Annotated in this window: 20 protein-coding genes and 2 pseudogenes; 16 read left to right on the forward strand and 6 right to left on the reverse strand. The window is 69.4% G+C overall.

Annotation, left to right across the window (positions count from 1 at the left end; all coding sequences use genetic code 11):
• Nucleotides 1-234 precede the first annotated feature (234 nt).
• On the forward strand, nt 235-1,602 hold the full coding sequence (locus ACH4D5_RS20945) for a dihydrolipoyl dehydrogenase family protein (protein ID WP_398304457.1): 1,368 nt from the start codon (nt 235-237) through the stop codon (nt 1,600-1,602).
• 5 nt (nt 1,603-1,607) lie between these two features.
• Nucleotides 1,608-2,762, forward strand: coding sequence for a low temperature requirement protein A (locus ACH4D5_RS20950; RefSeq protein ID WP_398304460.1), 1,155 nt, complete (start codon nt 1,608-1,610; stop codon nt 2,760-2,762).
• Nucleotides 2,763-2,826: 64 nt separating this feature from the next.
• Here the strand turns inward: ACH4D5_RS20950 and ACH4D5_RS20955 are convergent, their stop codons facing one another.
• Both ACH4D5_RS20955 and ACH4D5_RS20960 read right to left on the reverse strand, forming a co-directional pair.
• On the reverse strand, nt 2,827-3,549 hold the full coding sequence (locus ACH4D5_RS20955) for an alpha/beta fold hydrolase (RefSeq protein WP_398304462.1): 723 nt from the start codon (nt 3,547-3,549) through the stop codon (nt 2,827-2,829).
• A 73-nt stretch (nt 3,550-3,622) separates the two neighbouring features.
• Complete coding sequence (locus tag ACH4D5_RS20960) at nt 3,623-4,636, reverse strand: alpha/beta hydrolase (protein ID WP_398304465.1); 1,014 nt, start codon at nt 4,634-4,636, stop codon at nt 3,623-3,625.
• A gap of 321 nt (nt 4,637-4,957) precedes the next feature.
• Here ACH4D5_RS20960 and ACH4D5_RS20965 point away from each other — a divergent pair.
• The 5 genes and pseudogenes from ACH4D5_RS20965 (at nt 4,958) to ACH4D5_RS20985 (ending at nt 10,048) form a co-directional block, all read left to right on the forward strand.
• Nucleotides 4,958-6,872, forward strand: a pseudogene (locus ACH4D5_RS20965) (amidohydrolase).
• Between the two features lie 105 nt (nt 6,873-6,977).
• Nucleotides 6,978-7,640, forward strand: coding sequence for a hydrolase (locus tag ACH4D5_RS20970; RefSeq protein ID WP_398304468.1), 663 nt, complete (start codon nt 6,978-6,980; stop codon nt 7,638-7,640).
• Between the two features lie 10 nt (nt 7,641-7,650).
• Nucleotides 7,651-8,181 (forward strand): DoxX family protein, encoded by a 531-nt coding sequence (locus ACH4D5_RS20975; RefSeq protein ID WP_398304470.1) that lies wholly within the window; start codon nt 7,651-7,653, stop codon nt 8,179-8,181.
• Nucleotides 8,162-8,899, forward strand: a complete 738-nt coding sequence (locus ACH4D5_RS20980) for a YoaK family protein (RefSeq protein ID WP_398304473.1) — start codon at nt 8,162-8,164, stop codon at nt 8,897-8,899. The genes ACH4D5_RS20975 and ACH4D5_RS20980 overlap by 20 nt, the downstream gene beginning before the upstream one ends.
• Before the next feature lie 231 nt (nt 8,900-9,130).
• Entirely contained in the window at nt 9,131-10,048 is a 918-nt protein-coding gene (locus ACH4D5_RS20985; RefSeq protein WP_398304476.1) for a pirin family protein, read from the forward strand.
• A 765-nt stretch (nt 10,049-10,813) separates the two neighbouring features.
• Here ACH4D5_RS20985 and ACH4D5_RS20990 read toward each other — a convergent pair.
• Nucleotides 10,814-11,848: a YncE family protein gene (locus tag ACH4D5_RS20990; RefSeq protein ID WP_398304479.1), complete on the reverse strand. Its 1,035-nt coding sequence runs from the start codon at nt 11,846-11,848 to the stop codon at nt 10,814-10,816.
• 743 nt (nt 11,849-12,591) lie between these two features.
• Here ACH4D5_RS20990 and ACH4D5_RS20995 point away from each other — a divergent pair.
• Entirely contained in the window at nt 12,592-12,909 is a 318-nt protein-coding gene (locus tag ACH4D5_RS20995) for a cupin domain-containing protein (protein ID WP_358583354.1), read from the forward strand.
• A 454-nt stretch (nt 12,910-13,363) separates the two neighbouring features.
• Here the strand turns inward: ACH4D5_RS20995 and ACH4D5_RS21000 are convergent, their stop codons facing one another.
• Nucleotides 13,364-13,705 (reverse strand): beta/gamma crystallin domain-containing protein, encoded by a 342-nt coding sequence (locus ACH4D5_RS21000; RefSeq protein ID WP_398304482.1) that lies wholly within the window; start codon nt 13,703-13,705, stop codon nt 13,364-13,366.
• Nucleotides 13,706-13,947: 242 nt separating this feature from the next.
• Between ACH4D5_RS21000 and ACH4D5_RS21005 the strand changes: the two genes are divergently transcribed.
• The gene (locus tag ACH4D5_RS21005) at nt 13,948-14,529 is read left to right on the forward strand and encodes a sigma-70 family RNA polymerase sigma factor (protein ID WP_398304485.1); all 582 of its coding nucleotides are present in this window, start codon (nt 13,948-13,950) and stop codon (nt 14,527-14,529) included.
• Nucleotides 14,530-14,598: 69 nt separating this feature from the next.
• Here ACH4D5_RS21005 and ACH4D5_RS21010 read toward each other — a convergent pair whose 3' ends face one another.
• A complete protein-coding gene (locus ACH4D5_RS21010) occupies nt 14,599-17,688 on the reverse strand; it encodes an AfsR/SARP family transcriptional regulator (protein WP_398304488.1) in 3,090 nt (1,029 codons plus the stop codon).
• Between the two features lie 388 nt (nt 17,689-18,076).
• On the opposite strand from ACH4D5_RS21010, the gene ACH4D5_RS21015 reads away from it, so the two are divergent.
• The 4 genes from ACH4D5_RS21015 (at nt 18,077) to ACH4D5_RS21030 (ending at nt 22,298) form a co-directional block, all read left to right on the forward strand.
• Nucleotides 18,077-19,258: a serine hydrolase domain-containing protein gene (locus ACH4D5_RS21015; RefSeq protein ID WP_398304491.1), complete on the forward strand. Its 1,182-nt coding sequence runs from the start codon at nt 18,077-18,079 to the stop codon at nt 19,256-19,258.
• Between the two features lie 231 nt (nt 19,259-19,489).
• Nucleotides 19,490-20,329, forward strand: coding sequence for an alpha/beta fold hydrolase (locus tag ACH4D5_RS21020; protein ID WP_398304494.1), 840 nt, complete (start codon nt 19,490-19,492; stop codon nt 20,327-20,329).
• Between the two features lie 107 nt (nt 20,330-20,436).
• Nucleotides 20,437-21,270 (forward strand): alpha/beta fold hydrolase, encoded by an 834-nt coding sequence (locus ACH4D5_RS21025; RefSeq protein WP_398304496.1) that lies wholly within the window; start codon nt 20,437-20,439, stop codon nt 21,268-21,270.
• Nucleotides 21,271-21,479: 209 nt separating this feature from the next.
• Nucleotides 21,480-22,298 (forward strand): MerR family transcriptional regulator, encoded by an 819-nt coding sequence (locus ACH4D5_RS21030; protein WP_398304499.1) that lies wholly within the window; start codon nt 21,480-21,482, stop codon nt 22,296-22,298.
• Nucleotides 22,299-22,430: 132 nt separating this feature from the next.
• Here the strand turns inward: ACH4D5_RS21030 and ACH4D5_RS21035 are convergent.
• A pseudogene (locus tag ACH4D5_RS21035) lies at nt 22,431-22,739 on the reverse strand (alpha/beta hydrolase); the annotation flags it as partial.
• Between the two features lie 212 nt (nt 22,740-22,951).
• Between ACH4D5_RS21035 and ACH4D5_RS21040 the strand changes: the two are divergent.
• The 3 genes from ACH4D5_RS21040 to ACH4D5_RS21050 all read left to right on the forward strand — a co-directional run bounded on the left by ACH4D5_RS21040 (nt 22,952) and on the right by ACH4D5_RS21050 (nt 26,372).
• The gene (locus ACH4D5_RS21040; protein ID WP_398304895.1) at nt 22,952-23,848 is read left to right on the forward strand and encodes a helix-turn-helix domain-containing protein; all 897 of its coding nucleotides are present in this window, start codon (nt 22,952-22,954) and stop codon (nt 23,846-23,848) included.
• 154 nt (nt 23,849-24,002) lie between these two features.
• Nucleotides 24,003-24,767 (forward strand): SDR family oxidoreductase, encoded by a 765-nt coding sequence (locus ACH4D5_RS21045; RefSeq protein WP_398304501.1) that lies wholly within the window; start codon nt 24,003-24,005, stop codon nt 24,765-24,767.
• A gap of 978 nt (nt 24,768-25,745) precedes the next feature.
• Nucleotides 25,746-26,372 (forward strand): hypothetical protein, encoded by a 627-nt coding sequence (locus ACH4D5_RS21050; protein ID WP_398304504.1) that lies wholly within the window; start codon nt 25,746-25,748, stop codon nt 26,370-26,372.
• The last annotated feature ends 396 nt before the right edge of the window (nt 26,373-26,768 follow it).

Raw genomic sequence — 26,768 nt, forward strand, 5'->3', positions numbered from 1 at the left:
CCTGCGGCGCTGTGCTGTGTGTGCCGGAGGAACGCTAGGCGCGTCCGCACGGCCCTTCTTGACCGGCAGCGCACGCCGTGCTGCCGATCAGTGCACTGGCGGTGACCTGCAGTTCTGTCGTTCGCTCTCGGGCCAGCACCCGTGCACTGACGGGCAGGGGAGCCGACGCCGCCCGACCTAGCGTCGGCCGCACCGCCCCGACCGTGGGGCGGACCGAGCGGAGAAGAGGCAGACATGAACGCGCACGAACGGGCGGACGTCGTGGTCGTCGGGCTGGGACCGGGCGGCGAACACGTCGCGGGGACACTCGCCGAAGCGGGACTCGACGTGGTGGGGGTCGAGGCGGAGCTCGTCGGAGGGGAGTGCCCGTACTGGGGATGTGTCCCCAGCAAGATGATGATCCGGGCCGGCGATCTGCTCGCCGAGGCGGGCCGGGTACCCGCCCTGGCCGGGAGGGCGGCCGTGACGCCGGACTGGAACCGGGTCGCCGCACGCATCCGTGACGAGGCCACCGACGACTGGCACGACCAGGTGGCGGCCGACCGCCTCACGGCGAAGGGCGGCCGCCTCGTTCGCGGCATCGGCCGTCTCGCCGGACCGCGCCGCGTGACCGTCGGCGACCGTACGATCGAGGCCCGGCGCGGCATCGTCCTCGCCACCGGCACCCGGCCCCGCATCCCGTCGGTGCCCGGCCTGCGGGAAACCCCCTACTGGACGAACCGCGACGCCATGGCGGCGAAAGAACTGCCCGAGTCGATGGCCGTGCTCGGCGGCGGCGCCATCGGCGTCGAACTCGCCCAGGTCTTCGCCCGGTTCGGCTGTGCGGTCACCGTGATCGAGGGGCAGGACCGACTCCTTTCACAGGAGGAGCCCGAGGCCGGGGAACTGGCCGCCGCGGCACTGCGGGCGGACGGCGTCACCGTGCTGACGGGCACCCGCGTGCGGGAAGTCGGCCACGGCGACGACCTGTTCACCGTCCACCTGGAAGGCGGCGCCGAGCCGCTGCGCGTCGCACGGCTCCTGGTGGCCACCGGCCGCATGGCGGACCTGGGCGCGCTCGCCGTCCACACCGTGGGGATCGACCCCACGGCCCCGGCCGTGCCCACGGACGGGCAACTGCGGGCGGCGGAAGGGCTGTGGGCCGTCGGTGACATCACCGGCCGCGGCGCCTTCACCCACGTCTCGATGTACCAGGCGCAGATAGCCGTACGGGACATCCTCGGTGAGCCCGGCCCCGACGCCGACTACCGGGCACTGCCGCGCGTCACCTTCACCGACCCGGAGATAGGGGCCGTCGGCCTGACGGAACGCCAGGCGCGGGAACAGGGGCTGCGGGTGCGCACCAGCGTGCTCCCCCTCGCCTCCTCCACCCGGGGCTGGATCCACGGACCGGGCAACGAGGGCTTCGTCAAACTCGTCGAGGACGCGGACCGGGGCGTGCTCGTCGGCGCCACCTCGGCGGGCCCGGCGGGCGGCGAGGTGCTCTACGGACTGAACGTCGCCGTCCACGCCGAAGTGCCCGTCCACACGCTCCGGCACATGATCTACACCTACCCCACCTTCCACCGCACGGTCGAGGCCGCGCTCGGAGCGCTCCGCTGAGCGGCATGCGGGGGCGCGACCCGGAAGAGCGGCACCGGGCCGCCACTTCGCTGGAACTCCTCTTCGACCTGTGCTTCGTCATCGCGGTGGCGCAGGCCTCCGCGAGCCTGCACGAGGCGCTGACCCACGGGGCGTCCGCCACCGGGGTCCTGCGCTTCGCGCTGGTCTTCTTCACCGTCTGGTGGGCGTGGATGAACTTCACGTGGTTCGCCTCCGCCTACGACCCGGACGACGTCCCGTACCGGCTGACGGTGTTCGTCCAGATCACGGGGTCCCTCGTGCTCGCCGCAGGTGTCCCCCACGCGTTCGCGGAGGGGGACCTGCGGGTCATCACCATCGGATACGTCGTGCTGCGCACCGCGCTGGCCGCCCTGTGGCTGCGCGCGGCACGCGCCGACCCCGCACGCCGGACCACCGCCCTGCGCTTCGCCGCCGGAGTGACGGCGTGCCAGGCCGGCTGGGTGGGGCTGCTCGTCCTGCCGGACGCGGCCCGGCTGCCCGGCATCGTCGTGCTGATCGCCGCCGAGGTCTCCGTACCGGTGTGGGCCCAGTCCGCCGGGATGACGCCGTGGCACCCCCGCCACATCGCCGAGCGCTACGAGCTGTTCACCCTCATCGTCCTCGGCGAATCCGTCGCGGCCGCCACCGTCGCCGTCCGGACCGCGTTCGAACGGCACCAGAGCACGGGAGAGCTGTACGCGACGGCGGCGGGCGGCCTCCTGACGGCCTTCGCCCTGTGGTGGCTGTACTTCGCAAGGCCCGCGCACACACTGCTGGCCACCACGCACCGCGCGCACCGCCGCCGCTTCGTGTGGGCCTACGGCCACTACCTGGTCTTCGCCTCGGCAGCCGCCGAGGGCGCCGGTCTCGCCGCGTACGCCGACCACCTCACCGGCCACGCGCAGACCTCGCCCACGGCGGCCGGCGCGGCGGTCACCGTCCCCGCGGCGGTCTTCCTGACCACCGTCTGGGCCGTACACCTGCGGCCCCACCTCAAGTCCGTGGCCGAGTGCGCTCCGTACCCGCTCGCCGTGCTCGGCGTTCTCGGGGCCACCTGGTCCCCGGCGCCCGCTCTGGCGACCGGTGCGGTGCTCGTCGTACTCATTACGGCCTCGGCCTCGGCCTCGGCATCGGCCTCGGCTCCGGCGCCGCGTCGGTGACCAACGCGAGAACGCCCCGACCGTGTCCGTCTGTCCGGACACCGTCGGGGCGTTCCGCCGTGCGTCAGACCGTGGCGCGCACCGCGTCACGGATCAGATCGGCGACCTCCTTGGGCCGGGACACGGCGACGGCGTGCGACGCACCGTCGAGCTCGACGACCGCCGCACCGGCCCGCTCCGCGCCGAAACGCTGGACGTCGGGGTTGATCGCCTGGTCCGCGCCGGCGACGAGCGCCCAGGAGGGCTTCGTGTGCCACGCGGCGGTCGCGGCCTTCTCCGTGAACGCGACGGCGGCCAGCGGGCGCTGCGCGACGGCGAGCACCTCGGTGACGGCGGCCGGAACGTCGGCGGCGAAGATCTCCGGGAAAGCCTCGGCCTCGACGGTGAACTCGACCGCGGGCTCGGCGCCTTCGACGGGGTACGTCCACTCCGTCAGGTTGCTGCCGAGCGGCGAGAGGGGGTAGCGGTCCTGCAACTCGCCCAGGCTCTCGCCCTCTTCGGTGACGTAGGCCGCGACGTAGACCAGACCGGCCACGTTCTCGGCGGCACCGGCCACGGAGATGACCGCGCCGCCGTAGGAGTGGCCGACGAGCACGACCGGGCCGTCCGTCTGGCCCGCCACGGAAGCGATGTACGCGGCGTCGGACGCGAGGCCGCGCAGCGGGTTGGGCGGAGCGATGACGGAGATGCCGTCGTTCTTGAGTTCCTTGATGACGCCGGTCCAGCTGGACGCGTCGGCGAACGCGCCGTGGACGAGCACGACGGTGGGGGTGGGCTGAGCGGTCATGATGGGTTCTCTTTGTCGGTAGTCGGTAGTCGGTAGTCGATAAGTCAGTAAGTCGGTTGCGTCTCGGGTGCCGTCAGGCGTCGGCGCGGTGGAGAGCCGCCCGCAGGGTGCCCGTGGCCAGCGTGATCGCGGCTTCCGCGGCGTGGGTCTCGCGCAGGGCGTTGAGCATGACGAAGTCGTGGATGATGCCCTGGAAGCGGACGGCGGTGACCGGAACGCCCGCCTCGCGCAGCTTGTTGGCGTAGGCCTCGCCCTCGTCGCGCAGCACGTCGGCCTCACCGGTGATGACCAGCGCCGGCGGCAGCCCGGCCAGCTGCTCGGTGGAGGCCCGCAGCGGTGACGCGGTGATCTGGGCGCGCTCGGACTCGTCGGTCGTGTACTGGTCCCAGAACCACTGCATGCCGTCGCGGCGCAGGAAGTACCCCGTGGCGAACTGGTGGTAGGAACCGGTGTCGAAGCGCGCGTCGGTGACCGGGTAGAAAAGCACCTGCTGGACCAGCGGCACATCACCGCGCTGCTTCGCCATCAGTGTCAGCGCCGCGGTCATGTTGCCGCCGACGGAGTCACCGGCCACGGCGAGCCGGTCGCCGTCCAGGCCCTTGGCCGCACCCTCCTGGACGATCCACCGGGCGACGGTGTAGTTCTGCTCGATGGCCACCGGGTAGCGGGCCTCGGGGGAGAGGTCGTACTCGGGGAAGACGACCGCGGCGTGCGCTCCGACCGCGAGCTCACGGACCAGCCGGTCGTGCGTGTGGGCGTTGCCGAACACCCAGCCCGCGCCGTGGATGTAGAGGATCACCGGCAGCGTCCCCCGGGCGCCGGCCGGCTTGACGATGCGGGCCCGGACGCCGCCGGTGAGGCCGCCAGGGACGGTGATCCACTCCTCATCGATCGCAGGCTTCTCGATGTCGCCGGACTGCACCTCGTCGACCGCCTTGCGGCCTTCGGCGGGCGGCAGTTCGAAGAGGTAGGGCGACTGGGCGGTCGCTTCGGCGAAGGCGGCGGCCGCAGGTTCCAGGACCGGCTGCACCGGCTGGACCGGCTGGGGAGATTCGACCGGCTGGGGCGACTCGACGACGTCGGACATGTGGTTCTCCTGAGTGTCATGTGATGCGATGCGCCGGTTTTCCGGCGGAAGCCCCGAGGAAAAGCGCTGTGGGGCTGTGGGTCGCCACGCTAAAAGCGGCCGGGTGCCGCCGATTGACCACCAGCGCACCGACGCTGACCCGACAGCGCACGGCAAGAACGGCAAGGACGGCGAGAACGGCAAGAGCTGGAGTGAGTGCACTGTCGGACCGAGAACAGTGCACTGCTGGAAAACACGGCGGATTCGGCCCGCCATAGCGTTGCGGCGAAGCGATGGAGCAAGCGACGGAGCGGTTCCGACACATCAGGAGGTTGTCGAAAGGTGTCCACGATGCCGGTCGGTGGGCTGGTCCCCAGCACCACGGCCAACGCGACGGACCATGCCGCGGGCGACACCGCGGATCTCGTCGTCCGGAACGCGAATATCCACACCGGGGACCCCGGCCGTCCCCGGGCCGAGGCCCTGGCCGTACGGAACGGCGTCATCACGGCCGTCGGGGACGACAAGGACATGGCGGCCCTGGTCGGCCCGGCCACGAGGGTGGTCGACGCCCTCGGCCGCCGGATGATCCCGGGCCTGAACGACTCGCATCTGCATGTGATCCGGGGCGGCCTCAACTACGTACTGGAGCTGCGCTGGGACGGCGTCCCCACCCTGCGCCAGGGTCTCGCGATGCTGCGCGAGCAGGCGGCCCGCACCCCGAAGGGCCAGTGGGTGCGGGTGGTCGGGGGCTGGTCGGCCGAGCAGTTCGCCGAGCGGCGGCTGCCGACCGTCGCCGAGCTCAACGCCGCCGCTCCGGACACCCCGGTGTTCGTCCTGCACCTCTACCAGGCGGCGGTCCTGAACCGCGCCGCGGTCAAGGCCGCCGGCTACACCAGGGACACTCCCGACCCGAGGGGCGGCCAGATCGTACGGGCACGGGACGGCGAGCCCACCGGCATGCTGCTCGCCGCGCCCAGCGCCCTCGTCCTCTACTCGACCCTGGCCAAGGCGCCGGTCCTGGAGGGCGCGGACAAGAGGACGTCGACCCGTCACTTCCTGCGCGAACTGAACCGGTTCGGCCTCACCTCCGCGATCGACGCGGCCGGCGGATTCCAGAATTTCCCGGACAACTACAGCACGGTCGTCGAACTCGCCGAAGCCGGCGAGTTGTCGCTCCGCATCGCCTATCACCTGTTTCCGCAGACGGCCGGGCAGGAAATCGCCGACCTGAAACGCTGGATCGAGATGGCCCGCCCGGAAGACGGGGACGAATGGCTTCGGCTCAACGGCGCGGGTGAGAACCTCACCTGGGCGGCGGCCGATTTCGAGAACTTCGCCCAGCCGCGTCCGGAACTCGCCCCCGACTACGAAGGGGAATTCGAGACCGCCGTACGCCTTCTCATGGCGCACGGCTGGGGATTCCGGCTGCACGCCACCTATGACGAGACGATCAGGCGCGACCTCGCGGTGTTCGAGAAGCTCGCCGCGGAAGGGCTCTTCCCGGCCGGGAACCAGTGGCTGTTCGACCACGCGGAGACGGTCTCCGCCGACAGCCTCGACCGCGTCGCCGCCCTCGGCGGAGCCATGTCGGTGCAGAACCGGCTGTCGTTCCAGGGCGAGGCGTTCCTCAGCCGTTACGGCCCCGGTGCCGCCGCGGACGCCCCGCCGATCCGGGCGATGCTGGAGCGCGGCCTGACCGTCGGCGCCGGCACCGACGCCACCCGTGTCTCCAGCTACAACCCCTGGATCGCCCTGCACTGGCTGATCACCGGCCGCACGATCGGCGACCTGGTGGTCCGCCCGCCCCACAACCGCGTCGACCGGCGCACCGCGCTGGCGATGTTCACGGAGGCGGGCGCCGCCCTCACCGGTGAACAGGACATCAAGGGAGTCCTGGCGACCGGGCTGCCTCGGCGACTTCGCCGTCCTGTCCGAGGACTACTTCACCGTTCCCGAGCAGGACATCGCCCACATCGAGTCCCTGCTGACCGTCGTCGGCGGGCGGATCGTCTACGCCGCCCGGGAGTACGAGGGCATCGACGAGGAACTGCCGCCGGTCAGCCCGGAGTGGAGCCCGGTCGCGCACTTCGGCGGCTACCAGGCCGTGCCCCGTACGGGCCGGTCGGGTGCCCGGCAGGCCGAGCTGCTCGGCCAGGCCGTCGCCGAGTCCGAGCAGCACCGGCAGTGGCGTGCGCGGCGCGGCCTGACCCCGGAGACCGAGAACCCCGTCTTCGACCCCTGCTTCAACCTCTGACCCCGACCCTTGCTGCGGCCTCCTGCCGCTACGGGGCACCTCACCTCGATCCAATCCGTCGCGGACGCCCGTCCGCGGTCACATCACGCCCAGAAAGGCACCCTCATGATGGACATCTCCCAGGTCACCCCGGCGCCCGGCCCCGACCTGCTCACCCCCGACAACTGCGCCGTCCTGTTCATCGACCACCAGCCGCAGATGTTCTTCGGCACCGGCAGCGGTGACCGCACCGCGATCATCAACTCGACCGTGGGACTCGCGAAGGCCGCCAAGGTCTTCGACGTCCCGGTCGTGCTCAGCACGGTGGCCGCCGAGTCCTTCTCCGGTCCGATCCTGCCGCAGCTGACCGAGGTCTTCCCGGACCAGGAGGTCGTCGACCGCACCTCCATGAACGCCTGGGAGGATGCCCCCTTCGTCGAGGCGGTGAAGGCCACCGGCCGCAAGAAGCTCGTCATCGCCGGGCTGTGGACCGAGGTCTGCGTCGTGCTCCCCACGCTCTCCGCCATCGCCCAGGGCTACGAGGTGTACGTCGTCACGGACGCCTCCGGCGGCGTCAGCCCCCAGGCGCACGAGCACGCCGTCCAGCGGATGGTGCAGGGCGGTGCCATCCCGGTGACCTGGGTGCAGGTGCTCCTCGAACTCCAGCGCGACTGGGCGCGGACGGACACGTACGTCCCCGTCACCGAGGTCGTGAAGGAGCACGCCGGCGCCTATGGCCTCGGCGTGGTGTACGCCCAGGCCGTCATCGGCGCCCACGCGGCGGGCTGATCCGAACCCGATGGACAACGGACTGTTGGTCCTCCGGCTGGTGGTGGGCCTCCTCATCGCCGGACACGGAGTACAGAAGGTGAGCTTCCGGCTGGGCGGCAACGGCCTGGCCGGCGGCACGGAGGAGTTCCGCCACGACGGCTTCCGCGGCGGCCGGCTCACCGCGCTCGCCGCGGGCGGCAGCCAGATCGGCGCCGGCCTGTTCCTGGCGGCCGGGGGCCTCACGCCCGCGGCGGCGATGGCCGCCATGGGCGTGATGACGGTCGCGGCCACCGTCAAGTGGCGCAACGGCCTCTGGGTGCAGAACGACGGCTACGAGTACCCCCTGGTACTCGTGGCGGCCGCGGCGGTCCTGGTGCTCACCGGGCCCGGCCGCTGGTCGGCCGACCACGCCCTGGGGCTGACCCCTTGGCCGCCCTGGGTGCGGGCCGCGGCTCTCGTGGTCGGCCCGGTGAGCGGACTGCTCACCCGCGCGGTGCTGCACCGCTCGTCCGACGCCGGGGCCGACAGGAGGAGTTCGTATGCGCGCGCTGCTGACTGACGCGGCCCACACCCTGGTGCCGCCGAAGGACGACCGGCACGGCCCGCTGCCGCCGCTCCTGCTGGCGCTGACCGTGGTGACCGGCCTGGTGGACGCCGTGAGCTACCTGGCGCTCGGGCACGTCTTCGTCGCCAACATGACGGGCAACGTCGTCTTCCTGGGGTTCGCCCTGGCGGGCGCCGACGGCCTGTCGGCACTCGCCTCCGTGGTCTCGATGGCGGCGTTCCTCGCGGGCGCGCTCGGGGGAGGGCGGCTCGGCACTCGCTTCGCGGCGCACCGCGGGCGGCTGCTGGCCCTCACCGCGGCGCTGCAGGCGGTGCTGGTCGCCGCGGCCCTCGTCGCGGCCGCGGTCTCGCACGGCCGGGTGACGACGCCGGTCCAGTACACCCTGATCGTGCTTCTCGGCCTCGCCATGGGGCTGCAGAACGCGGTCGCCCGCCGCCTGGGCGTCCCGGACCTGACGACGACGGTACTGACCCTGACCCTGACGGGCCTCGCCGCAGACTCCGCACCGGCCGGCGGCGCGGCCCCCCGGCCCGGCCGGCGGATCCTGTCCGTCCTGGCCATCTTCGTCGGGGCGCTGGCCGGAGCCGCACTCCTGGCGCACGACGAACTCACCCTCACCCTGGGGCTGATCCTGGCCGCGCTCGTGGTGACGGCCCTGACCGCCCGACGCGTGTCGTCACCGAAGGCGAGCTGGGCGGGTCCTGTGAAGTGACGGCGGCGCCGCCTCACCCGCTCGCCATGTGGGCCTCTATACGGGGGCTTCCCGTACCGGGTGCTGGGCGGCGCCGCAGGCCCTCTCCAGCGCGTCGGCGTCGCCGGGCGTGGCCTGCTGACGTGTCGCTCAACGTGGACACCGTGGCCGTATCATCAACCACGATTGTTGAAAGTAAAAATACTGTCGCACCTTGGTGGGGTGCAGTAACTAGTAACTATGGGGAGCCCGATGAGCAATGCCGTGCAGGCCGAGGTCCTGTCCGCCCGTGACGTCCCACTGGGCGGCCCGCGCTCGATGACGGTGCGTCGCACGCTGCCGCAGCGGGCCCGGACCCTGATCGGCGCCTGGTGCTTCGTCGACCACTACGGCCCCGACGACGTCGCCGACACCGGTGGCATGGACGTGGCGCCCCACCCGCACACCGGCCTGCAGACGGTGAGCTGGCTGTTCACCGGGGAGATCGAACACCGCGACAGCCTGGGCAGCCACGCGTTCGTCCGCCCCGGCGAACTGAACCTCATGACCGGTGGGCACGGCATCAGCCACACGGAGGTCTCCACGCCGAGCACCACCGTGCTCCACGGCGTCCAGCTGTGGGTGGCGCTCCCCGACGAACACCGGCACGCCGACCGGGACTTCCAGCACTACGCGCCGACCCCGGTCCAGGTGGACGGCGTCGAAGTCCGGGTGTTCCTGGGAGAGCTGGCGGGCGACACATCCCCGGTGCGAACCTTCACGCCGCTGCTCGGCGCCGAACTCGTCCTCGAACCGCACGCGACGACCACGCTCACCGTGGATGCCGGGTTCGAACACGGCCTCCTGGTCGACCAGGGCCGGGTCACCATGGCCGGAACCCTCCTGAACCCGTCGGAACTCGGCTACCTCGCTCCGGGCCACGACATCCTGACGCTCACGAACGAAACGGACACCGCAGCGAGACTGATCCTCCTGGGCGGCCCGCCGTTCGGCGAGGAGATCATCATGTGGTGGAACTTCATCGGCCGCACGCATGCGGACATCGCGCGGGCCCGCGAGGACTGGATGACCGGCAACCGCTTCGGCGTCGTGAAGGGATACGACGGGGACCCACTCCCCGCCCCCGAACTGCCGAACGTGCCGCTGAAGCCGCGGGGGCGGGTGCGCTGAACTGGGGTCATGTGTCTGGCCCGCAAAGCCCTACGGGGAGGGAATCGATTCCGGCTGAGCCGAGTTGGTCCGCGCCTGGTCCGGACCGTGGCGAGGTGCATTGTGCAGCCGACCCGGAGAAACCGCCACAGGCTTCCGCGCATGGGTGCCAAGACGATTCGGTCCCCGCGATGACGCCGGCTTGGACCCGGACCCACGCGTCCTGAACCCGGCCGGACGGTCACCCCGCAGTGAAGCCGTCGAGACAGGCGGCCGCCGCCGTTATGGACGCGTAGTCGTACGACCTGCACCGGCAACGCGGCCAAGAACGCGAGGGTGATGTGCCAGCCCTCGATGCGGCTCCAGCAGGTCGGGGTAGGTGGCGTAGGCCGGGTTCAGGACATGCGCCAGCTCGTTCTTCGCATGGTCGGGCGAGGAGAGGGCGATGAACGCGTGCTGGGGCGGTTCGGTCACGCATGTCTTCTTACCTCACCTGTCCGCGCGGCCGAAGCGCGAGCGTGCCCTGGAGCGGGACAGGGGCGAGGTGACCGGCTGGGTCAAGGACGCGTGTCCGAGGGTGGAAGTACCTCAGCGGCGCTCGACGCTTTCATCTTCTTTGAAGACGAGGCCGGGTTGTCGATGGCGCGGCCGGCCAGCAGCTCAGCGACCCGAACCACCTGATCCAGTCCATCCACCGCGCGGCCCCGTGAGATGCAGTACGACCCCGAATTCGTCCATGCATGCCGTGTCGGAACCGCCCTCACCCTCACGACACACGCCACAGCCTCAGTAAGCCCGGGTGGCGGGCAGAAGTACCGAGACGTCCGGCTCCGACCGGGTGGCGAAGCCGCCGGTGACGGTCAGGCGGTCGAGGTCGACGACGGTGATCCGGTCGCGGTCGAGCAGGGATACGTACGCCACCGCCTCGTCGGGGTGGAACGAGACCGCGGCCGGGATTCCGTCGAGCCGCAGGGTGCGCAGGGGCCGCAGGTCGGCGGTAGCGCACACCGTGAGGGTGTTGCCGACGATGTCCGTCACGAGCAACCGGTCCTCATCGAGGGTATACACCCGCAGCGGGTCGCCGCCGACCTTCCGGCTCCGCCGCACCTTCATGGTGCGCGCGTCGACGGCGACCAGGGTGGAACTCCTGCGGGCGCCGACGAACAGCGTCCTCTCGTCCGTGCTCAGGCAGCTGCTCTCCGGCAGTTGCCCCGGGGTCATGAGGACCGGGGCTACCGAAGCGTCGTACGGCCTCACCAGGCTCACCGTGTGCGACAACAGGCCGGTGACATAGGCCCGTTCACCGTCGCGGGTGAGGGAGAAGAGGTGGGTTTTCACCCCATGCGTCGGCACCGCCCTGGTGGGCGCCCGGTCGGTGGCCGGGTCGTCGAAACCGAGCAGTACCGCCTTCTCCTCGCTGAGCGCGTACAACCGGTCCCGGTCGTCGATGCCCATACCGTGGACGCGGTTGTAGGGGCGGATGTCGATGGTCCGGGACAGGGCCCGCTCGTCGAGGTCGATGACGAAGACGGCGGCGCCGCCCTCGCCGACAGTGGAGGCCATGCGGACGCCGTAGTGCCCGACGTAGGCGAAGCGCCACCGCGAATCGACGACCATCTCATGGGGATGGTCGGGCAGTTGGACGGTCCCCAGGCGCCGGCCCGACGCGACGTCGTAGAAGCTGACCGCGTGGCTGCTCTTCTCCACCACCAGCAGCACGTCACTCCGGGCGGCGGTCCCGGAAGCCCTCGCGGCGGACACCGAGAGACCGCCGGCGAGCGCGCCACCGCCCGCTGCCTTGACCACCGTACGACGTGCCACCACGGCCCCACCTCGTTTTCTCGACTCCGAACACTGTGACCCCATGGGCCTCTGAGGGGACCTCGCCTCTCGCGCTGTGTGACGCAGAACACGCACGCGACTCGATCGCTTCTCGCGGCAACACGGGTCATGGCTGGGACATCACCCCGGGCCCGCCCGCGTTCACGTGAGGAGCAACGGACATGGACCGTGCACGAGGTGGTCACACCTGAGTCTGTCGACCCACGCCACCTTCCTCGGCACCGTCAGGGGCGTGATCCGGGCGCGCGGCGCTGTCCGGGCCGCTGGATCCGCTGACCGGCGTACTCGTCCACGGACAGGACACCGCGCTGGCCAGCCCCTTCTATGGAGTCAGCAAACGCCTGTGGAACGTACGTCTGGTGGCGACCGACGCGGTTCGGCCGGCGGGACCGGGTCCGGACCAAGCGCCGAGACATCGCGGCTGTGCTGCCCCCACTTTCTCCGATATGGCAGGGCGTGCGTCAGCGCAGCGCGACGGTTCTCGGACCAGAAAGAACAAGGTGGGCCTGAACCGTCACGCTGTCGCGGGCGTTCACAGGGGAGAAAGGCAATTCCGCCTGTCGATAGGGGAGTTCATCATGTTGGATCGTCGCTCTCTTCTGCGGACCAGTGGCGTGGCGGCAGCCGGCGCGCTCGGCGCCGTCGCTTCTGCCTCGACCGCTGAGGCAGCTTCTACGCCATCCCGTGGTCATCACTCGTCCGTTCACGCCCCGACCGACGGCGTGACGCGCACCTTGCTCCAGGAGAACCCCTCGCCCGCCAAGGGCTGGAAGACCGTGCAGACCCTCGTCGAGATACCGCGGCGCAGGGAATCGGGCCGCCACAGCCACCCGGGAGTGGAAGTCGGATACATCGTCCGCGGCGATGTGTCGATGGAGTTCGACGACGGGACCACCCTGCGGCTTCGTACGGGTGACCCCTTCTTCATCCCCTCCGACACCATCCACAACGCCCGCAACATTGGGAAGGTAACGACCATGATGCTGTCCACCTACGTCGTCGACGAGACGAAGCCGCTGGTCACTACGTACACCCATTGAGCCTTTCCGTCTGCGTAGTCACCGGCCAAGAGGACAACGACTGTGTGGACGGTGCGGCTGATACGTCGGCCGGTGCCGGGGGTCGGCCGAGTTAGCGGTCACCGGGCGTATGCCTCGCTCGCGATCTTGTCGAGCGGGGCGAGCCTCTGCGACCCATGAGAAGCGTATGCAGCGGGCAGGGCTCCCGTGCCGTTGGGTGAGGTCTTCGAAGTCTCAACCTGCCGGCCCGAGAGCCCTGGGGGCCCTGTCCTGCCGCACTCGCCCTGCCGTATGAGCTGGTCGACCGGGTCACGATGCTTGTCGGCGTGAGGGCGACCGCCGCGGGGAACTACCGCCGCACAAGCGCGCCCTCGTCGCCCTCGCGCGGATCGTCGCCCAGCCGGGCACACCATGGGCACCGCCTACGGACATGCCACCGGCGTCGTGCGACGGACGCGGCGAGCGCGGAAGGGTGCTACCAGATCCTGATCTTCGTGATCTTGTGGAGGGGCTCGCCGGTGATCTTCCCGTAACTCCACTTCTCCACGGTTCCGCTGGTCGCCGGCGCGCCCAGCCTCGGCACGTACTCCAACGTGACCTTGTTGTTGCCGGTCCAGATCTGGTCGACGCCGTAGATCGCCACGCTTACCGCGCCCGCGTTGGCGAAGCAGAGGGAGCCGCCTGCGTTGTGAAGCGTCAGGTAACCCATTTCGGAGCAACCGACGCGGTTGATGGCGGACGCCGACGAAGCAGGCAGAACCACGGCTACGGCTCCGGCCGCCGCTACTACTGCGAGGCGTGTGATGAAGCGCTTCACTGGTGAGTTGTTCCTTCCATGGTGGTGCGGTGCCGCCGAGGGACACAGCGCACGGCGGCATCGCAGGGACGCATGCACGTCCCATCAACGCAACGGGAGAAAGGGCACTCCCGTTCACCCCCTACGGAACGGCAAGAAAGCGACAAGGTCCCGCGAAGGGCTTCCGGCGAGTGTGTGAGCCGTTCGTCCGCGCATGCGGCTGAGCACGCCACGGAACACTTGGACAGGATCGAGCACCACGCATGAACGGAATCACGGAAACGCGGACCACTGCCTCCGCTCCGACCTGGTCGCATGATCGGAACCTCACCTCCGACGCTGACTGTGACGCCTTCATCAGAGACATCTACGACCAGTACGGCCTGCTGCTCGTCCGGTACGCCGCGCGACTGCTGGACGGCGACTGGCACAAGGGGGAGGACGTCTTCCAGGAGACTGCGGCCCGAGCCTGGAAACACGCCCGTTTCCTGGGCAGCCGCGGCGACAGCCTCAGACCGTGGTTGTTCACCGTGACCAGGAATCTCGCGATCGACCATCACCGGGCGCGGCAGGTGCGGCCGTTGGAGCACATGTCCGTCGAGGAGTTGGACGTCTCCAGCGACAACACGGCATCCACGATCGATTCCCATGTGGTGTCGCAGGCGCTGGGGGAGCTGAACGAGCAGCAGCGAACCGTCATCTGCCTCATGTACTACTTAGAATGCAGCGTTGCCCAAGCGGCCGAGCACCTCGGCATACCGGCAGGCACCGTCAAGAGCCGCGCCTTCTACGCCGTGCGGGCGTTGCGCAAAGCACTGGAAAAGCAGGGGATCCTAGGGGTATGACCATGGCGCGGCCCCGGTCACACGGTCGTCAACGGGTCCTGTGATCCAGGCTGGGAGGCCTGACAGGTCTCAAGTACGCCTCGGAACAGGAAGCTTGTGCTTCCCGACCGCCCTCTCGGGCACGGTGGGCGCGGGGTCCTCATTCATGTCGAGGGCGGCGAGCCGGTCGCGGACCTGCTGAGCGCTGTGTGCCATCGCCCGCGCTTCAGCGTCTTGGAGGGCGTTGACCCAGTCCGCCCGTGCGCCTTCCCGGTCGCCCATGGCCAGCCGGGTGTCGCCGAGCCGCATCAATGTGCCGAGGGCGTTCCTGTGGTCTCCCAGTTCACCGAACGCCCTCGACGCCCGCTGGTAAGTGGTCACCGATTCCTCGTAGCGGCCGAGCAGGCGAAGGTTGTGGCCCAGGATGTCCCACCCCTGGGCGAGTTGCCAGGGCGCGTCGAGGCGGTGGAACAAGGCGATGCCTTCCTCGCTGTACACGAGGCTCTTCTCGAGGTTCCCGAGGTTGGAATGGAACCAGGCGAGCTCGAGGAGGCACTCGGCCAACCACAACTCTTCGCCTGTCATCCGGGAGAGTTCCAGTCCCCGCTCGGAGGCCGCCACGGCTTCCCCCGTCCGCCCGAACAGGAACAGCGCACAGGCCGTGACGTAGTGGGCTCGTGCCTGTTCACCGATGTCGTCGAGCTCTGCGAAGATCGCTGTCGCGTGTTGCAGCTGCTGCAGGGCCTGCTCCTGATGGCCGAGGTAGCCGTGGATCCCGCCCAGGTGCCGTAGGCAGCGGCCCTCTTCGAGGAGGTCGTTCCGACGCCGGGCCACTTCGAGGGCGGGGGTCAGCGCGGCGATGGCTTCTGGCCAGAACTCCTGACGGTTGAGGTATTCCTTGAGCGACCAGGCGAGCCCCGTGATGTGAGGGTCGAGCTGCTGGCTGACGGCGGTGTGGAGCAGGCCCGTCAGCACGTGGTGTTCGGCGGTGAGCCATCGGGTCGCCTGCTTGACGGTGGTGAGTTCCTCCGGAGTGACGCCCGAGCGGGGTGTGCCGAGTTCGAGGTCGTGCGATGTGTCCTGTTTGAGGAACCGGTTTGCCTCGCAGGCGGTGAACATGTAGTGGTCCAGGATCCGGAGAGTGGCGCGATGACGACCCTGGCCGGTCTCGTGGGCGTGAGCGAGCTCGGTGGCGTAGCCGCGGAGGAGGTCGTGCAGGCTGTAGCGACCGGGCAGAGGTTGTTCCACGAGGCAGGAGCTGAGCAGTTCGGCGAGTGCACGGCGGGTCCGGGAGAGGGGAAGGCCGGCGAGGCTGGCCGCGGCGTGGGCGGTGATGTGGGGGCCGGGATGCAGGGCCAGCAGGCGGAAGAGCCGGGCGGCGTGCTCATCCAGTGACTGGTAGGACCAGGAGAAGACGGTGCGCACGTCTGTGGTGGTGTCGGAGCCGGTGAATGCCTCGAGTCCGCCGTGGGTGTGTCGCAGGTCGTCGACCACGGCGTGGAGGGGGAGCGCGGGGTCGAGTTCGGCGCGGGCCGCGACCACGGCCATGGCCAGGGGAAGCCGTCCGCACAGCCGGATGATGTCGGCTGCGGCGGCGGGCTCGGCGGCGAGTCGTTCGGGCCCCAGACGTCGTTCGAGGGCCTCGTGCGCCTCGGTCGGTGTGGGCAGCGCGAGCCGGAGGGGCTTGGCGCCGTCGGTGGTGACGAGGCCGAGAAGCTGGTTACGGCTGGTGATCAGGGTGAGGCAGCCCGCTCCTGCGGGAAGGAGTGGGCGCACCTGCTGCTCGTCGCGGGCGTTGTCCAGGACGAGGAGGACCCGCCGGTCGGCGAGGAGACTGCGGAAGAGTGTGCTCCGGCCGGCGGTGTCTTCGGGGATGCGCGGGGCGGGGACGCCCAGGGCGGTGAGGAAGCCGTGCAGGGCGCTACCGGGTTCGACGGCGGGTGCGTGCGGGTGGAATCCGCACAGGTTGACGAAGAGCTGCCCGTCGGGGAACGAGGCGGCGATGCGGTGCGCGTGGTGCATCGCGAAGGTGGTCTTGCCGACACCGGGAGCACCGCTGATGACCACGGCGGGGGCAGTGGTGGGTCCGGGGCGGCCCGTCGCACCGATGGCTGTGGACAGCCACGCGCCTTCGGTCGCCCGCCCCGCGAACGCCGGCAGGCCGCGCGGCAGTTGCGCCGGGCGTGCCAAGGACAAAGGAAGGGACGCTGCTCTCCCGCCGTCCGCGACCGGGGTACCACATGTGTCGGACTCGGCTTCCGTGTCGTCGGGTCGGTCGACGGCCGGGCCGGTCGACGAGGCCGCCTCGCCCCCGTCCGGTGCCCCGGTCGTGGTGGTGCCTCTCGGACGGCGGTCGTGCTGGATCACCGTGTCATTCGTCAGCTCGGCCGGGTGCAGAGGCGGGAGGTCGTGGTGGAGGATGCCCTGGTGCAGCGCGCGTAGGGCCGGACCTGGTTCGAGGCCGAGTTCTTCGGCCAAATGCCGGCGCACGTCGGTGTAGCGCTGCAGCGCTTCGGGGTGCCGGCCGGCGAGGTACAGCGCTCGCAGCAGCAGGGCCCAGCCGGTTTCACCCAGCGGGTGCTGCGCGGTTATCTCCTCTGCCGCGTTGAGGGCTTCGGTGATCCGGCCTTGCAGGAGCAGCCCAGTGGTGTGGATCTCGCGAGTGTTCTGCCGCAGCTCTTCCAGACGTGCTGTCTCCTGGACGGCGAACAGGTGGTGCGCTGCGTCGGCGAACGCCGTGCCGCGCCACATGCCCAGGGCCTTCTGGGCCTCCTCCACGACGCGATCGGGCCGGCCTTGGTCCAAGTACTGGTGTGCTTGGGCGGCGGACCGCTCGAAGCGTACGGTGTCACGGTTCTCGGGCGGCACACGCAGGGCATAGCCCAAGGGTTCGGTGACCAACACCTCGAACGCCCCCTGGCGGCGCAGACGCCGGGGTTCCAGCGTCGCGCGTACCTTGCTGATGTGGGCGTGCAGGGAACCCATGGCCGCGCTCGGTGCCCGCCCCGGCTGCTGCGGCCACAGTTCCTCGAACAGAGTCTGCAGAGAGACCGCCCGGCCGTCGGCGAGCAGCAGACGAATCAGCAGGAGTCGCTGCCTGCGCCGACCCGGGTCGAGTACCGCCCCCGCCCGCCGCACCTCCAGCGGACCCAGCAGTCCGAAGTCGAGACCTTGAACCACAGCTGTCACCGTACCCAACAGAATCTCCACCGGCGGCGTCACCCCTGGGAGGCACACCTGACCAGGATCCGGCACACGGACAACGTGTTCGCGCGGTGACGGAAACCGGCCTCGGCTCCACCGGGCACCACAGGAAGGGTGTGGCGGCGGCTCAGGGCACAGGAGCGATGAGGACCCCGTTGTCCGCTTCCCGCATATCGGACAGGACAATAGCAGGACGTCATCCGGCGGCAGGGTTCGTCAACCATCACCTCCGCGGAGAAGGCGAGCGCACCGGCGCGTCGGCGGACGGCTCCGTCACCGGCCCCCTCGGGCGCGGCACGTGAACAGACGCCATGCGTCATGACCTGCGGCGACGCGTGAACCGCTGCGACGTACAGCCCGTTGAGTGAGCGAACGGTTGTCGTCCAGAGCGGAGAAGAACATGGTCGTCGAGGGAACGAGCACCGACCGGTTCGAACCGGTACGAGCGGCGCTCACAGCGCATCTCGAAGCCGGCGAGGAGTTGGGGGCATCGATCGCCGTCGATGTGGACGGGGTCATGGAAGTCGATCTGTGGGGTGGCCACGCGGACGAAGCGCGGACCGTTCTGTGGCAACGGGACACGTTGGTGAGCATGTGGTCGACCACGAAGACCCTCACCAGTCTCGCGGCCCTCATCCTCGTCGACCGGGGCGCACTGGATCTGCGCCGCCCGGTCGCGCACTACTGGCCCGAGTTCGCCGCCCGGGGAAAGGAGCACATCGAGGTGCGGCACGTCCTGGCCCACACCTCGGGACTTTCCGGCTGGGAGCAGCCCTTCTCCGTGGAGGACCTGTACGACTGGCCCACGGCGAGTGCCCGGCTGGCCGCGCAGGCACCCTGGTGGGAGCCGGGCTCCGCTTCGGGTTACCACGTGCAGACGCAAGGACAGTTGGTGGGGGAACTCGTCCGGCGGGTCAGTGGCCGTACCCTGAGGGAGTTCGTCGACACCGAGATCGCCGAGCCGGCGCGAGCCGATGTCCAGATCGGTGCGCGCGAAGCCGACTGGCCGCGCATCGCCGATCTGGTGGCGCCCTCGCAGCTCTCCGGTATACCCACCGGCCTCGACCCCGACGGGATCTTCACCAAGACGCTGTTCGGAAGTCCCGCGCGTGACGAGCACGTCGACACTCCGCGGTGGCGCTCCGCCGAACTCGGTGCCGTCAACGGTCACGGCAACGCACGAGGCATGGCCCGAGCGCTCTCCGTCATCTCACGGCGCGGCCGGGTCAACGGCCTCCGGCTTCTCTCCGCGGAGACGGTGGACAAGGTGTTCGACGTCCAGGCCGACGGAGTCGACCTGTTCCTGGGCGTCCCCGTCCGCTGGGGCATGGGCTACGCACTCGCCGATCCGAGGACGATGCCGCACATGCCCACCGGACGGATCTGCTTCTGGGTCGGTCGGGGCGGTTCGATCGTCGTGATGGACCTCGACCGGCGCGTCACGTTCTCGTACGCGATGAACCGGGTGGGCGACGGCATCCTCGGCTCGGAGCGTACGTACAGCTACCTCAGACGTGTCTACGAAGTCTTGGAGTCCGCCGGCTGAGGTGTACCCGCGCCCTCGGCCGGAACGCGGCAGCCGGTGCGAAGCGGCAATCGCCGTGAAGCCGCTCATCGCCGTGCCCCGCACAGCCCATCCACTGTCCGCGAACGAGCAGCTCATTTCCGAGTGAACCGGCCCGGCCGTCCCGTCGTAATACGAGTCGTAATAGGCGCCGGCCTGCTTCGCCTGTCCGGTCCGTCGAGGGCCATCAACCAACCAAGAGGGATTTCACGCATGCGCATCACCCGCCACGTCCGCCCGAGCCGCAGCACCGCACTGCTCGGTGTCACCGCGGCCGTAGGTCTGTCCGTCGCCGCCGTCACCCTGCCCGGTACGGCCGGCGCGGCGCCCCACCCCGCGGTACGTCCGACGATCGTGCTGGAGCACGGAGCGTTCGCCGACGCCGCGAGCTGGGACGGTGTCGTCGCCCGGCTGCAGCGCGCCGGCTATCCGGTGGTGTCGGCCGCCAACCCGCTGCGCGGTCCGGCGAGCGATGCCGCCTACCTGCGCAGCGTCCTCGAACACGTCGACGGGCCCGTGGTCCTGGTCGGCCACTCCTACGGCGGCACCGTCATCAGCCAGGCCGCCGCTGGCATGGAGAACAAGGTGAAGGCTCTGGTCTACATCGCGGCGTTCCTCCCCGACACGGGCGAGAGTTCGATCGGGCTGACGAACAAGTTCCCCGGGAGCACCCTCGGCCAGGCCGTCGAGTCCGTCAACTACTCCCTGCCCGGCGGCGGTCAAGGCGCGGACGTGTACATCAAGCCCGAGAAGTTCCGCAGCCAGTTCGCCGCGGACGTGCCGGCGGCCAAGGCCAGGCTCATGGCAACCGGACAGCGGCCGATCGCCGCCGCCGCACTGGAGGAGAAGTCCACCGAGGCCGCCTGGAAGACGATCCCCTCCTGGTCGCTGGTCACCACGGGGGACCGCAACATCCCCGTGGCCGCCCAGCGCTACATGTCGGCCCGTGCCAAGGCCCGCACGACGACCGTCGACGCGTCGCACGCGGTATCCGTGTCCCGCCCCGACGCCGTCACCCGCATCGTCGAGCAAGCAGCCCGCACGGTCCGATGACCGACGGGCCCGCCCTGTCGCCCGTCACGCCTCACCGCACCCGCACAGCCGTGCCCGACCGGGCACTTCACCCTCAGACGTATTCACACCGGAAGGCAGCAACCACCATGGCGTTCATCACCGTCGACCAGGAAAACTCCACCAGCATCGAGCTGTACTACGAGGACCACAGCGCGGGGCAGCCGGTCGTGCTGATCCACGGCTACCCGCTCGACGGCCACTCCTGGGAGAAGCAGTCCGCCGCACTCCTGTCGGCCGGCTATCGCGTGATCACGTACGACCGGCGCGGTTTCGGCCGCTCCAGCCAGCCCACCACCGGCTACGACTACGACACCTTCGCCGCCGACCTGAACGTGGTCCTGGAGACCCTCGACCTCAACGACGCCGTTCTGGTGGGCTTCTCCATGGGCACCGGTGAAGTCGGCCGTTACCTGGGCACCTACGGCTCCGACCGGATCGCCAAGGCCGCCTTCCTCGCCTCGCTGGAGCCCTTCCTCCTCAAGACCGACGACAACCCCGGCGGCGTCGACGGCACCATCTTCAAGGACATCGAAGGTGCCGTCACCGCCGACCGCTACGCCTACTTCACGGATTTCTACGAGAACTTCTACAACCTCGACGAGAACCTCGGCACGCGCATCAGCGAGGAAGCCGTCCGCAACAGCTGGAACGTGGCCGCCGGTGCCTCCTCGTACGCCTCCCTGGCCTGCGTGGCCACCTGGTCCACCGACTTCCGTGCCGACGTGTCCAAGATCGACGTTCCGGCACTGATCCTGCACGGCACCGCCGACCGCATCCTGCCCATCGAGGCCACCGGGGAGCGCTTCCACCAGGCACTCCCGCAGGCCGACTACGTCGTCATCGACGGCGCACCCCACGGCCTGCTGTGGACCCATGCTCGGGAAGTCACCGACGCCCTCCTCGCGTTCCTCGCCAAGTGACCAGCGGCCGACGCCTCACCTGACGCGAGAGGGCAAGCGGCCGGTCACGCGCCGGGCGGGAAGCTGAGCCGTACCCCCGCTGCTGCATGGCAGGACCGTTCGCCGTGGGGCCTCGACGTAGCGCGGGCTGACAGGCCCGTGCCACTTCCACGTGGCACGGGCTCGGGACTGGACCTTGCGGTCGCTGCAAGGCCGAGGATGGCAGCATGTTGTCGATCAGTGAGTTCAGCGAGATGTGTGACCTGCCGCCGCAGACACTTCGGTACTACCACGCCGAAGGCCTGCTCGTTCCGGCCGATGTCGACGAGTGGACCGGATACCGCTCCTACACGTTCGGGCAGGTCGAACGGGCCATGCTGATCGCCGTACTGCGCGGCACCGGTATGAGCTTGACGCTCGTCCGACGCGCTCTCGACCAACCTGACGAGGCACTGATCCTCCTGCGGCAGCACGTGACGGAGGTGCGACGGCAGCGCCGAATCCAGGACGAGGCCATCAGGGACGCACGCGAGTTGCTCGCGTCGCCTCCCGAAGCGGTCCTGCGCCACGTGGACGAGATGACCGTGGCGTCGAAGCTGGTGCCGTGCCCGCCCGCTGGGCGCAACCGGTACGACTGGAATGCGGCCGACGCCGCGGTCGCTGCCGCTGTTCAGCACGTGGTGAGGACCGTGGAGTCGTACGGAGGCGTGGTGGCCGGGACGCCGTGGCGGACCCTGGCCACCGAGACGCCGGAGCAGAAGAGCCGAATCAACGCCGGCGAGGGACCGCATTGGCTGGTCAAAGTCCCCGTCGCGGCGGATGAGGAGGCGTTGGCGTCTCTGCCTGCCGACATCGAGGTGGAGACGTTCGGGTCCCGTGACGAGCTGTCGATCTTCATGCCGGGCAAGAGCTCGATGGCCAAGCACGCCACTGCGCTGTCGCGTCTTCTCGCGCACCCCTTTGACGGCGCTTACGCCGACACCTCCCGTATGCGCTGTCTGCTGCACCCCAACGGCGTCGAGACTGCCGTGGCCTTCGGCTGCCTTTGAGGCGGGCGTCGGCGGCGGGTCGGTGCGAGCACCCGCCGCATGCTGGTGCGCCCGCACGACGGTGGAGTCGACCAAGACGTCCCAGCCGATCTCACCCGCCGCGTCCGCCGTAGCCTGGGACTGCTGGAGCAGACGCTTGTCTGACAGGAATGTCGTGCGGGCGAAGACTGCCGCCATGTCGGGGTCAGTGGCACAGAAACTGTTGGTCAGCTCCTTACCCATTTCCGGCCGCTCCGGATTCTCCATGATCACTGGAACCATCGCCGAGGACCAGCCCAGATAGTTCGGATCCAGCGACCCCAGCAGTTCCTCGATGTCGTCCGCGGTGAAGCCGCCGCGGTAACCGTCGTCATCGATGTAGCAGGGAGATGGGGCCACCATCGCCGTTTCCCCGATCCGCTCCGGCGCCATCCGTGCGGCGGCCAGCACCCCCGCCCCTGCGGGTGGGGCACAAGATCGCTCGCCTGGCCCTGGACGGCACGCATGTGCCGGGTCGCCCGGAGCGGATGTGACGCGAACCCGCTCGGCCATCGTTGCGCCCCAAGCGCAGACAGCCGGCCCGACCCACCCGGCCGGGCCGTACACCCCGTAGGGGCCGGGGCCGCGCGCATTCCAGGCGTGCCGCCTCCGGCAGCTAGCAGGCTGGTGTTGTGATGAGGGTGAATACTGGTGTGGTGGGTGTTTCACGCATCAAGCCTCATCTGCGGTGTCTGGACGGCAGCGGGTCCGATCTCGGCCATGCGGTGGCCGAGCGGTCGATCGAGCGCGCCGCGGGCAGATCGGACGTCGCCCCGCTGTCCGTGGGCCCTCCGGTGCATGTGCTGGTGGTGCACACGGGGCGGTCGGCGAATCTGCGCTGGTCAGCGGATGGGACACCGCGCCAGGAGCGGTTTCATGCCGGGGAGGCGCTGGTCAATCCCGCCGGATGGGCGTCGCGGCCTCGCTGGCAGGACGACGTGGAGCTGCTGCTTCTGGGGATCGATCCGGCGTGGCTGGAGCAGCTGACGGCCGAGAGCGGCGCCGCCGGCCAGGTAGAGCTGGTTCCGCGGTTCCACTTCAGCGATCCGCTGCTGAAGATGCTGTTGGAGCGTCTGGTGTCGGAGTACTCCGGCCCCGGCCCCGCGGACTCCCTGTACGCGCAGTCACTGGTCCAGGCGGCCGCCGCGGTGATACTGCGGGTGGCCGCCGAGGGCCGGACGCTGCCTGGCCGAGAGGGCGGGTTGCCGCCGCGCCGGTTGGCCGAAGTCATGGACTACATCCACGCGAACCTCTCGCAGCGGGTCACGCTGGCGGAACTGGCCACCGTGGCCCAGGTCAGCGAATCCCACTTCACCCGAGTCTTCAAAGCATCGACCGGCGAATCCCCGCACCAGTACGTGATGCAGCAGCGTCTGGAGTACGCACGAGGGGAGCTCACCCGTACCAGCAGGCCGATTGCGGAGATCGCGACGGAGGCAGGTTTCGCGGACCAGAGCCATCTGACGCGGATGATGCGGCGCTACGTCGGTGCAACTCCACGGCTGCTGCGGGACGGCAGCGGCGGACGCTGAAGGCCGGCGGGAAGTCGTGAGCGGTTTGTTCCACCTCTGATCGGATCGTTCAAGATCCACATGCGCCTCTGCGATGAGTCTGGTGAGTATGGCTTGGCCCGCGGTGTTCGCCGGGGTCATGCCGTCCCACCCGAGCACATCGCAGGAGGCAGTCATGGTCACCACCCCGGACAAGACACTCAACGGCAAGGTCGCCTTCGTCGGCGGCGCGTCCCGTAACCTCGGCGGGCTGATCAGCACCACCCTCGGAGCGCAGGGCGCCCGGGTCGCGGTGCACTACAACAGCGACTCCTCCCGGGCCAAGGCCGAGGCCGTCGTGGAGGAGATCAACGCCGGCCCGGGTGAGGCGTTCGCGATCCAGGGCGACCTGACCCAGGTCTCCGAGGTGGAGCGGGTCTTCGACGACGTCGTGAACCGGTTCGGGAAGCTCGACTACAGCATCAACACCGCCGGCATGGTGCTGAAGAAGCCGCTCACCGACATCACGGAGGAGGAGTACGACCGGATGTTCGCGGTCAACTCCAAGGCCGCGTTCTTCGTCATGCGCGAGGCAGCCCGCCGCATCGAGGACGGCGGGAAGATCATCACCATTGTCACCTCGCTGCTGGCCGCGTACACCGGCCTGTACTCCACCTACGCGGGCAGCAAAGCCCCGGTCGAGCACTTCACCCGCGCCCTGTCGAAGGAACTGTTCGGCCGCAACATCGCGGTCAACAACATCGCCCCGGGACCGATGGACACCTCGTTCTTCTACCCCGCCGAGGACGACGACTCCATCGCCTACCACAAGTCGTCCGCGATGAACGGTGACCTCACCAAGATCGAGGACATCGTGCCCTGGGTGACGCATCTGCTCACCGACGGCTGGTGGGCCAACGGCCAGACCATTTTCCTCAACGGCGGCTACACCACCCGCTGAACCAGCACTGCCCGGTGGGCGGCGCCCCGCCGCCCACCGGGCCGGGCCACGGCGAGCGTCCACTCGAACCACCCTCGGCGAGGTCTTCCACCATGCCTGGATGGATCGGCACCGGTCACCTCTGTCGTTTCTGTCGTTCATGGTGGTTCGAGGAGCGAGTCAACGGGATTGCTGCCAGACTGAGTTGGCGGAGGGGAGGGCAATGCCGGAGGAGAAACGAAACGGGTTTGCGGGAGAAGTGCGGTTGACCGCATCCGTCTCGGGCGGTGGCCGGGTTTACCAAGCGGGACGCGACGAGTTACTTACCAGCATCCTGGTTGGGATGGCTGCAGCACCCTTCTTGCAGGCAGTCGCCTCGCACTTTGGCACGCGACTTGCGGGTGCGATCGATGAGGCGACAAGAGGGGGCGTTACGCCGCTTCCTCAACCGAGAGCTGCCCAGCCCATCGGGCCGTGGAACGGAGCCGATGCGCGCAGTTGAGCTGCGCAGTGAACAGGGATGGACTGTAGTGGTCCATGCCGATCTCCCGGCAGAAGCCATTGCGCAACTGCTCGACCTCCACCAAGCTCCCACCCCGGAAGTCGACGACTACCCGACACCTCGACTCCTCTGGAATGAAGGGCAATGGCTACTTGCCGGGGTCGACCTCCGGGGTACGACCGTGTTGTGTCGCTGGGACTCGGACTCAGCAGTTTGGGTTGCGGTCAGGTAGCCGCCCGCTCCGATGGAAATGCCGCCGCGAGATCCCAGCCAGCGTCCCGGTGGGGCAAGTCCTCGTCGGTCGCCTGCGTGACGCGATGCTCGACATCGGCCAGGACAACGAACCGCCGGCCCCCGAGCAGTTGCCTGCCGAACTCGCTCGCGTGCACGCCGACTGCACGCCTGCGGTCACACTTGGTGCGGAGGAGAGGGGGCCGCGGATGAACGGCGGGGTGGTATCCCTGATCATTGCCTGTCGCTGCTGAAAGCTCGAGTACGTGATCACCATCCCCAAGCGATATCTCGTTCCCGGCGCTCTCGCCATCACAGTGGGCCTTGCTGCAGGCATCGTCTACCTAGCGAGTGCATCCCAGTCAGACGATTCCGGCACCGTCCGATCTGCTGAGGCCTGTAATTTGCTGCAGTCGAAACCGGCCATTTCCGCGTTGAACAGGGTGCTCCCAGGTCAGTCTGCTTATTCATTCGATGAAGGTCCCGTGGGGAGCCGCTCGGCGGAAGCCAGCGACAGCTTCTCGACCAGTTGCTTCGTCCGTGATGACGACAACCTGCTCCTCAGCGCCAGGGCGCGCATGATGATGGCCGAACCGCGCAAGACATGGGAGAGCACGGTATTCGAGGGAGACGTCAGCGAGGAGGGGCGTGTGACCCGCTTCGAGGCGGGCATCCGAGGAGCGGCATCTGCTGACAAGGCTGCAGCTTTTGTTCCTTGCGTACCCGAAGGGGAAATTCCTGGTGGAAGCTACAACCTCAGTGTGGTGGTAGATCTCAAACAGCGCGGAGAATTAACTGAGGCTCAGGCGCGGAAAAGCCTTATCGACCTGACGGTCAGCGCCGCAAGTCACGCACACAAAGCAGCCGGGTGCACCCTGCCGGCAAGAGCCTAGGATCTGCGGGGCTTCGCCCCTCTCGTGCCACAAGCGTGGCGGACAATACACGGAGACCGGCGGCCCCTCCGCCGCGCATCCCACACAGCCACCACCCGCCCCACCGAGCCCCGCCCTACCAGCCCGGACCCGGTCGTCATGTACTCCTCCCCGGCATCCGTCCATGCCCGATGCCAGGGCCCGGTCTTGGGCCACCAGGCCCGGGCCCTGGCGGGCGAGGAACTCCTCGAACGCGGCCGCCTGTTTCGGGGGCATGTAGCTCTGGCGGGCCGTGCGCGCCCTGTCCTCGAGCCAGTCGAGTTCCGCCACGGACCTCAGTTCGGCCGCGACCACCCGGTCTCGCACGAAGGTCATCCGCCCCCCCGTCAGCGTGCACGTACAGGATGTACGGGCCCT

The organism is Streptomyces sp. NPDC018029 (assembly GCF_044327655.1).
Classification (GTDB): Bacteria; Actinomycetota; Actinomycetes; order Streptomycetales; family Streptomycetaceae; genus Streptomyces.

Coding starts and splice junctions, on each gene's coding strand:
- ACH4D5_RS20945 (WP_398304457.1), top strand. CDS start 235: ATGAACGCGCACGAACGGGCGGACGTCGTGGTCGTCGGGCTGGGACCG.
- ACH4D5_RS20950 (WP_398304460.1), top strand. CDS start 1,608: ATGCGGGGGCGCGACCCGGAAGAGCGGCACCGGGCCGCCACTTCGCTG.
- ACH4D5_RS20955 (WP_398304462.1), bottom strand. CDS start 3,549: ATGACCGCTCAGCCCACCCCCACCGTCGTGCTCGTCCACGGCGCGTTC.
- ACH4D5_RS20960 (WP_398304465.1), bottom strand. CDS start 4,636: ATGTCCGACGTCGTCGAGTCGCCCCAGCCGGTCGAATCTCCCCAGCCG.
- ACH4D5_RS20970 (WP_398304468.1), top strand. CDS start 6,978: ATGATGGACATCTCCCAGGTCACCCCGGCGCCCGGCCCCGACCTGCTC.
- ACH4D5_RS20975 (WP_398304470.1), top strand. CDS start 7,651: ATGGACAACGGACTGTTGGTCCTCCGGCTGGTGGTGGGCCTCCTCATC.
- ACH4D5_RS20980 (WP_398304473.1), top strand. CDS start 8,162: ATGCGCGCGCTGCTGACTGACGCGGCCCACACCCTGGTGCCGCCGAAG.
- ACH4D5_RS20985 (WP_398304476.1), top strand. CDS start 9,131: ATGAGCAATGCCGTGCAGGCCGAGGTCCTGTCCGCCCGTGACGTCCCA.
- ACH4D5_RS21005 (WP_398304485.1), top strand. CDS start 13,948: ATGAACGGAATCACGGAAACGCGGACCACTGCCTCCGCTCCGACCTGG.
- ACH4D5_RS21020 (WP_398304494.1), top strand. CDS start 19,490: ATGCGCATCACCCGCCACGTCCGCCCGAGCCGCAGCACCGCACTGCTC.
- ACH4D5_RS21025 (WP_398304496.1), top strand. CDS start 20,437: ATGGCGTTCATCACCGTCGACCAGGAAAACTCCACCAGCATCGAGCTG.
- ACH4D5_RS21040 (WP_398304895.1), top strand. CDS start 22,952: ATGAGGGTGAATACTGGTGTGGTGGGTGTTTCACGCATCAAGCCTCAT.
- ACH4D5_RS21045 (WP_398304501.1), top strand. CDS start 24,003: ATGGTCACCACCCCGGACAAGACACTCAACGGCAAGGTCGCCTTCGTC.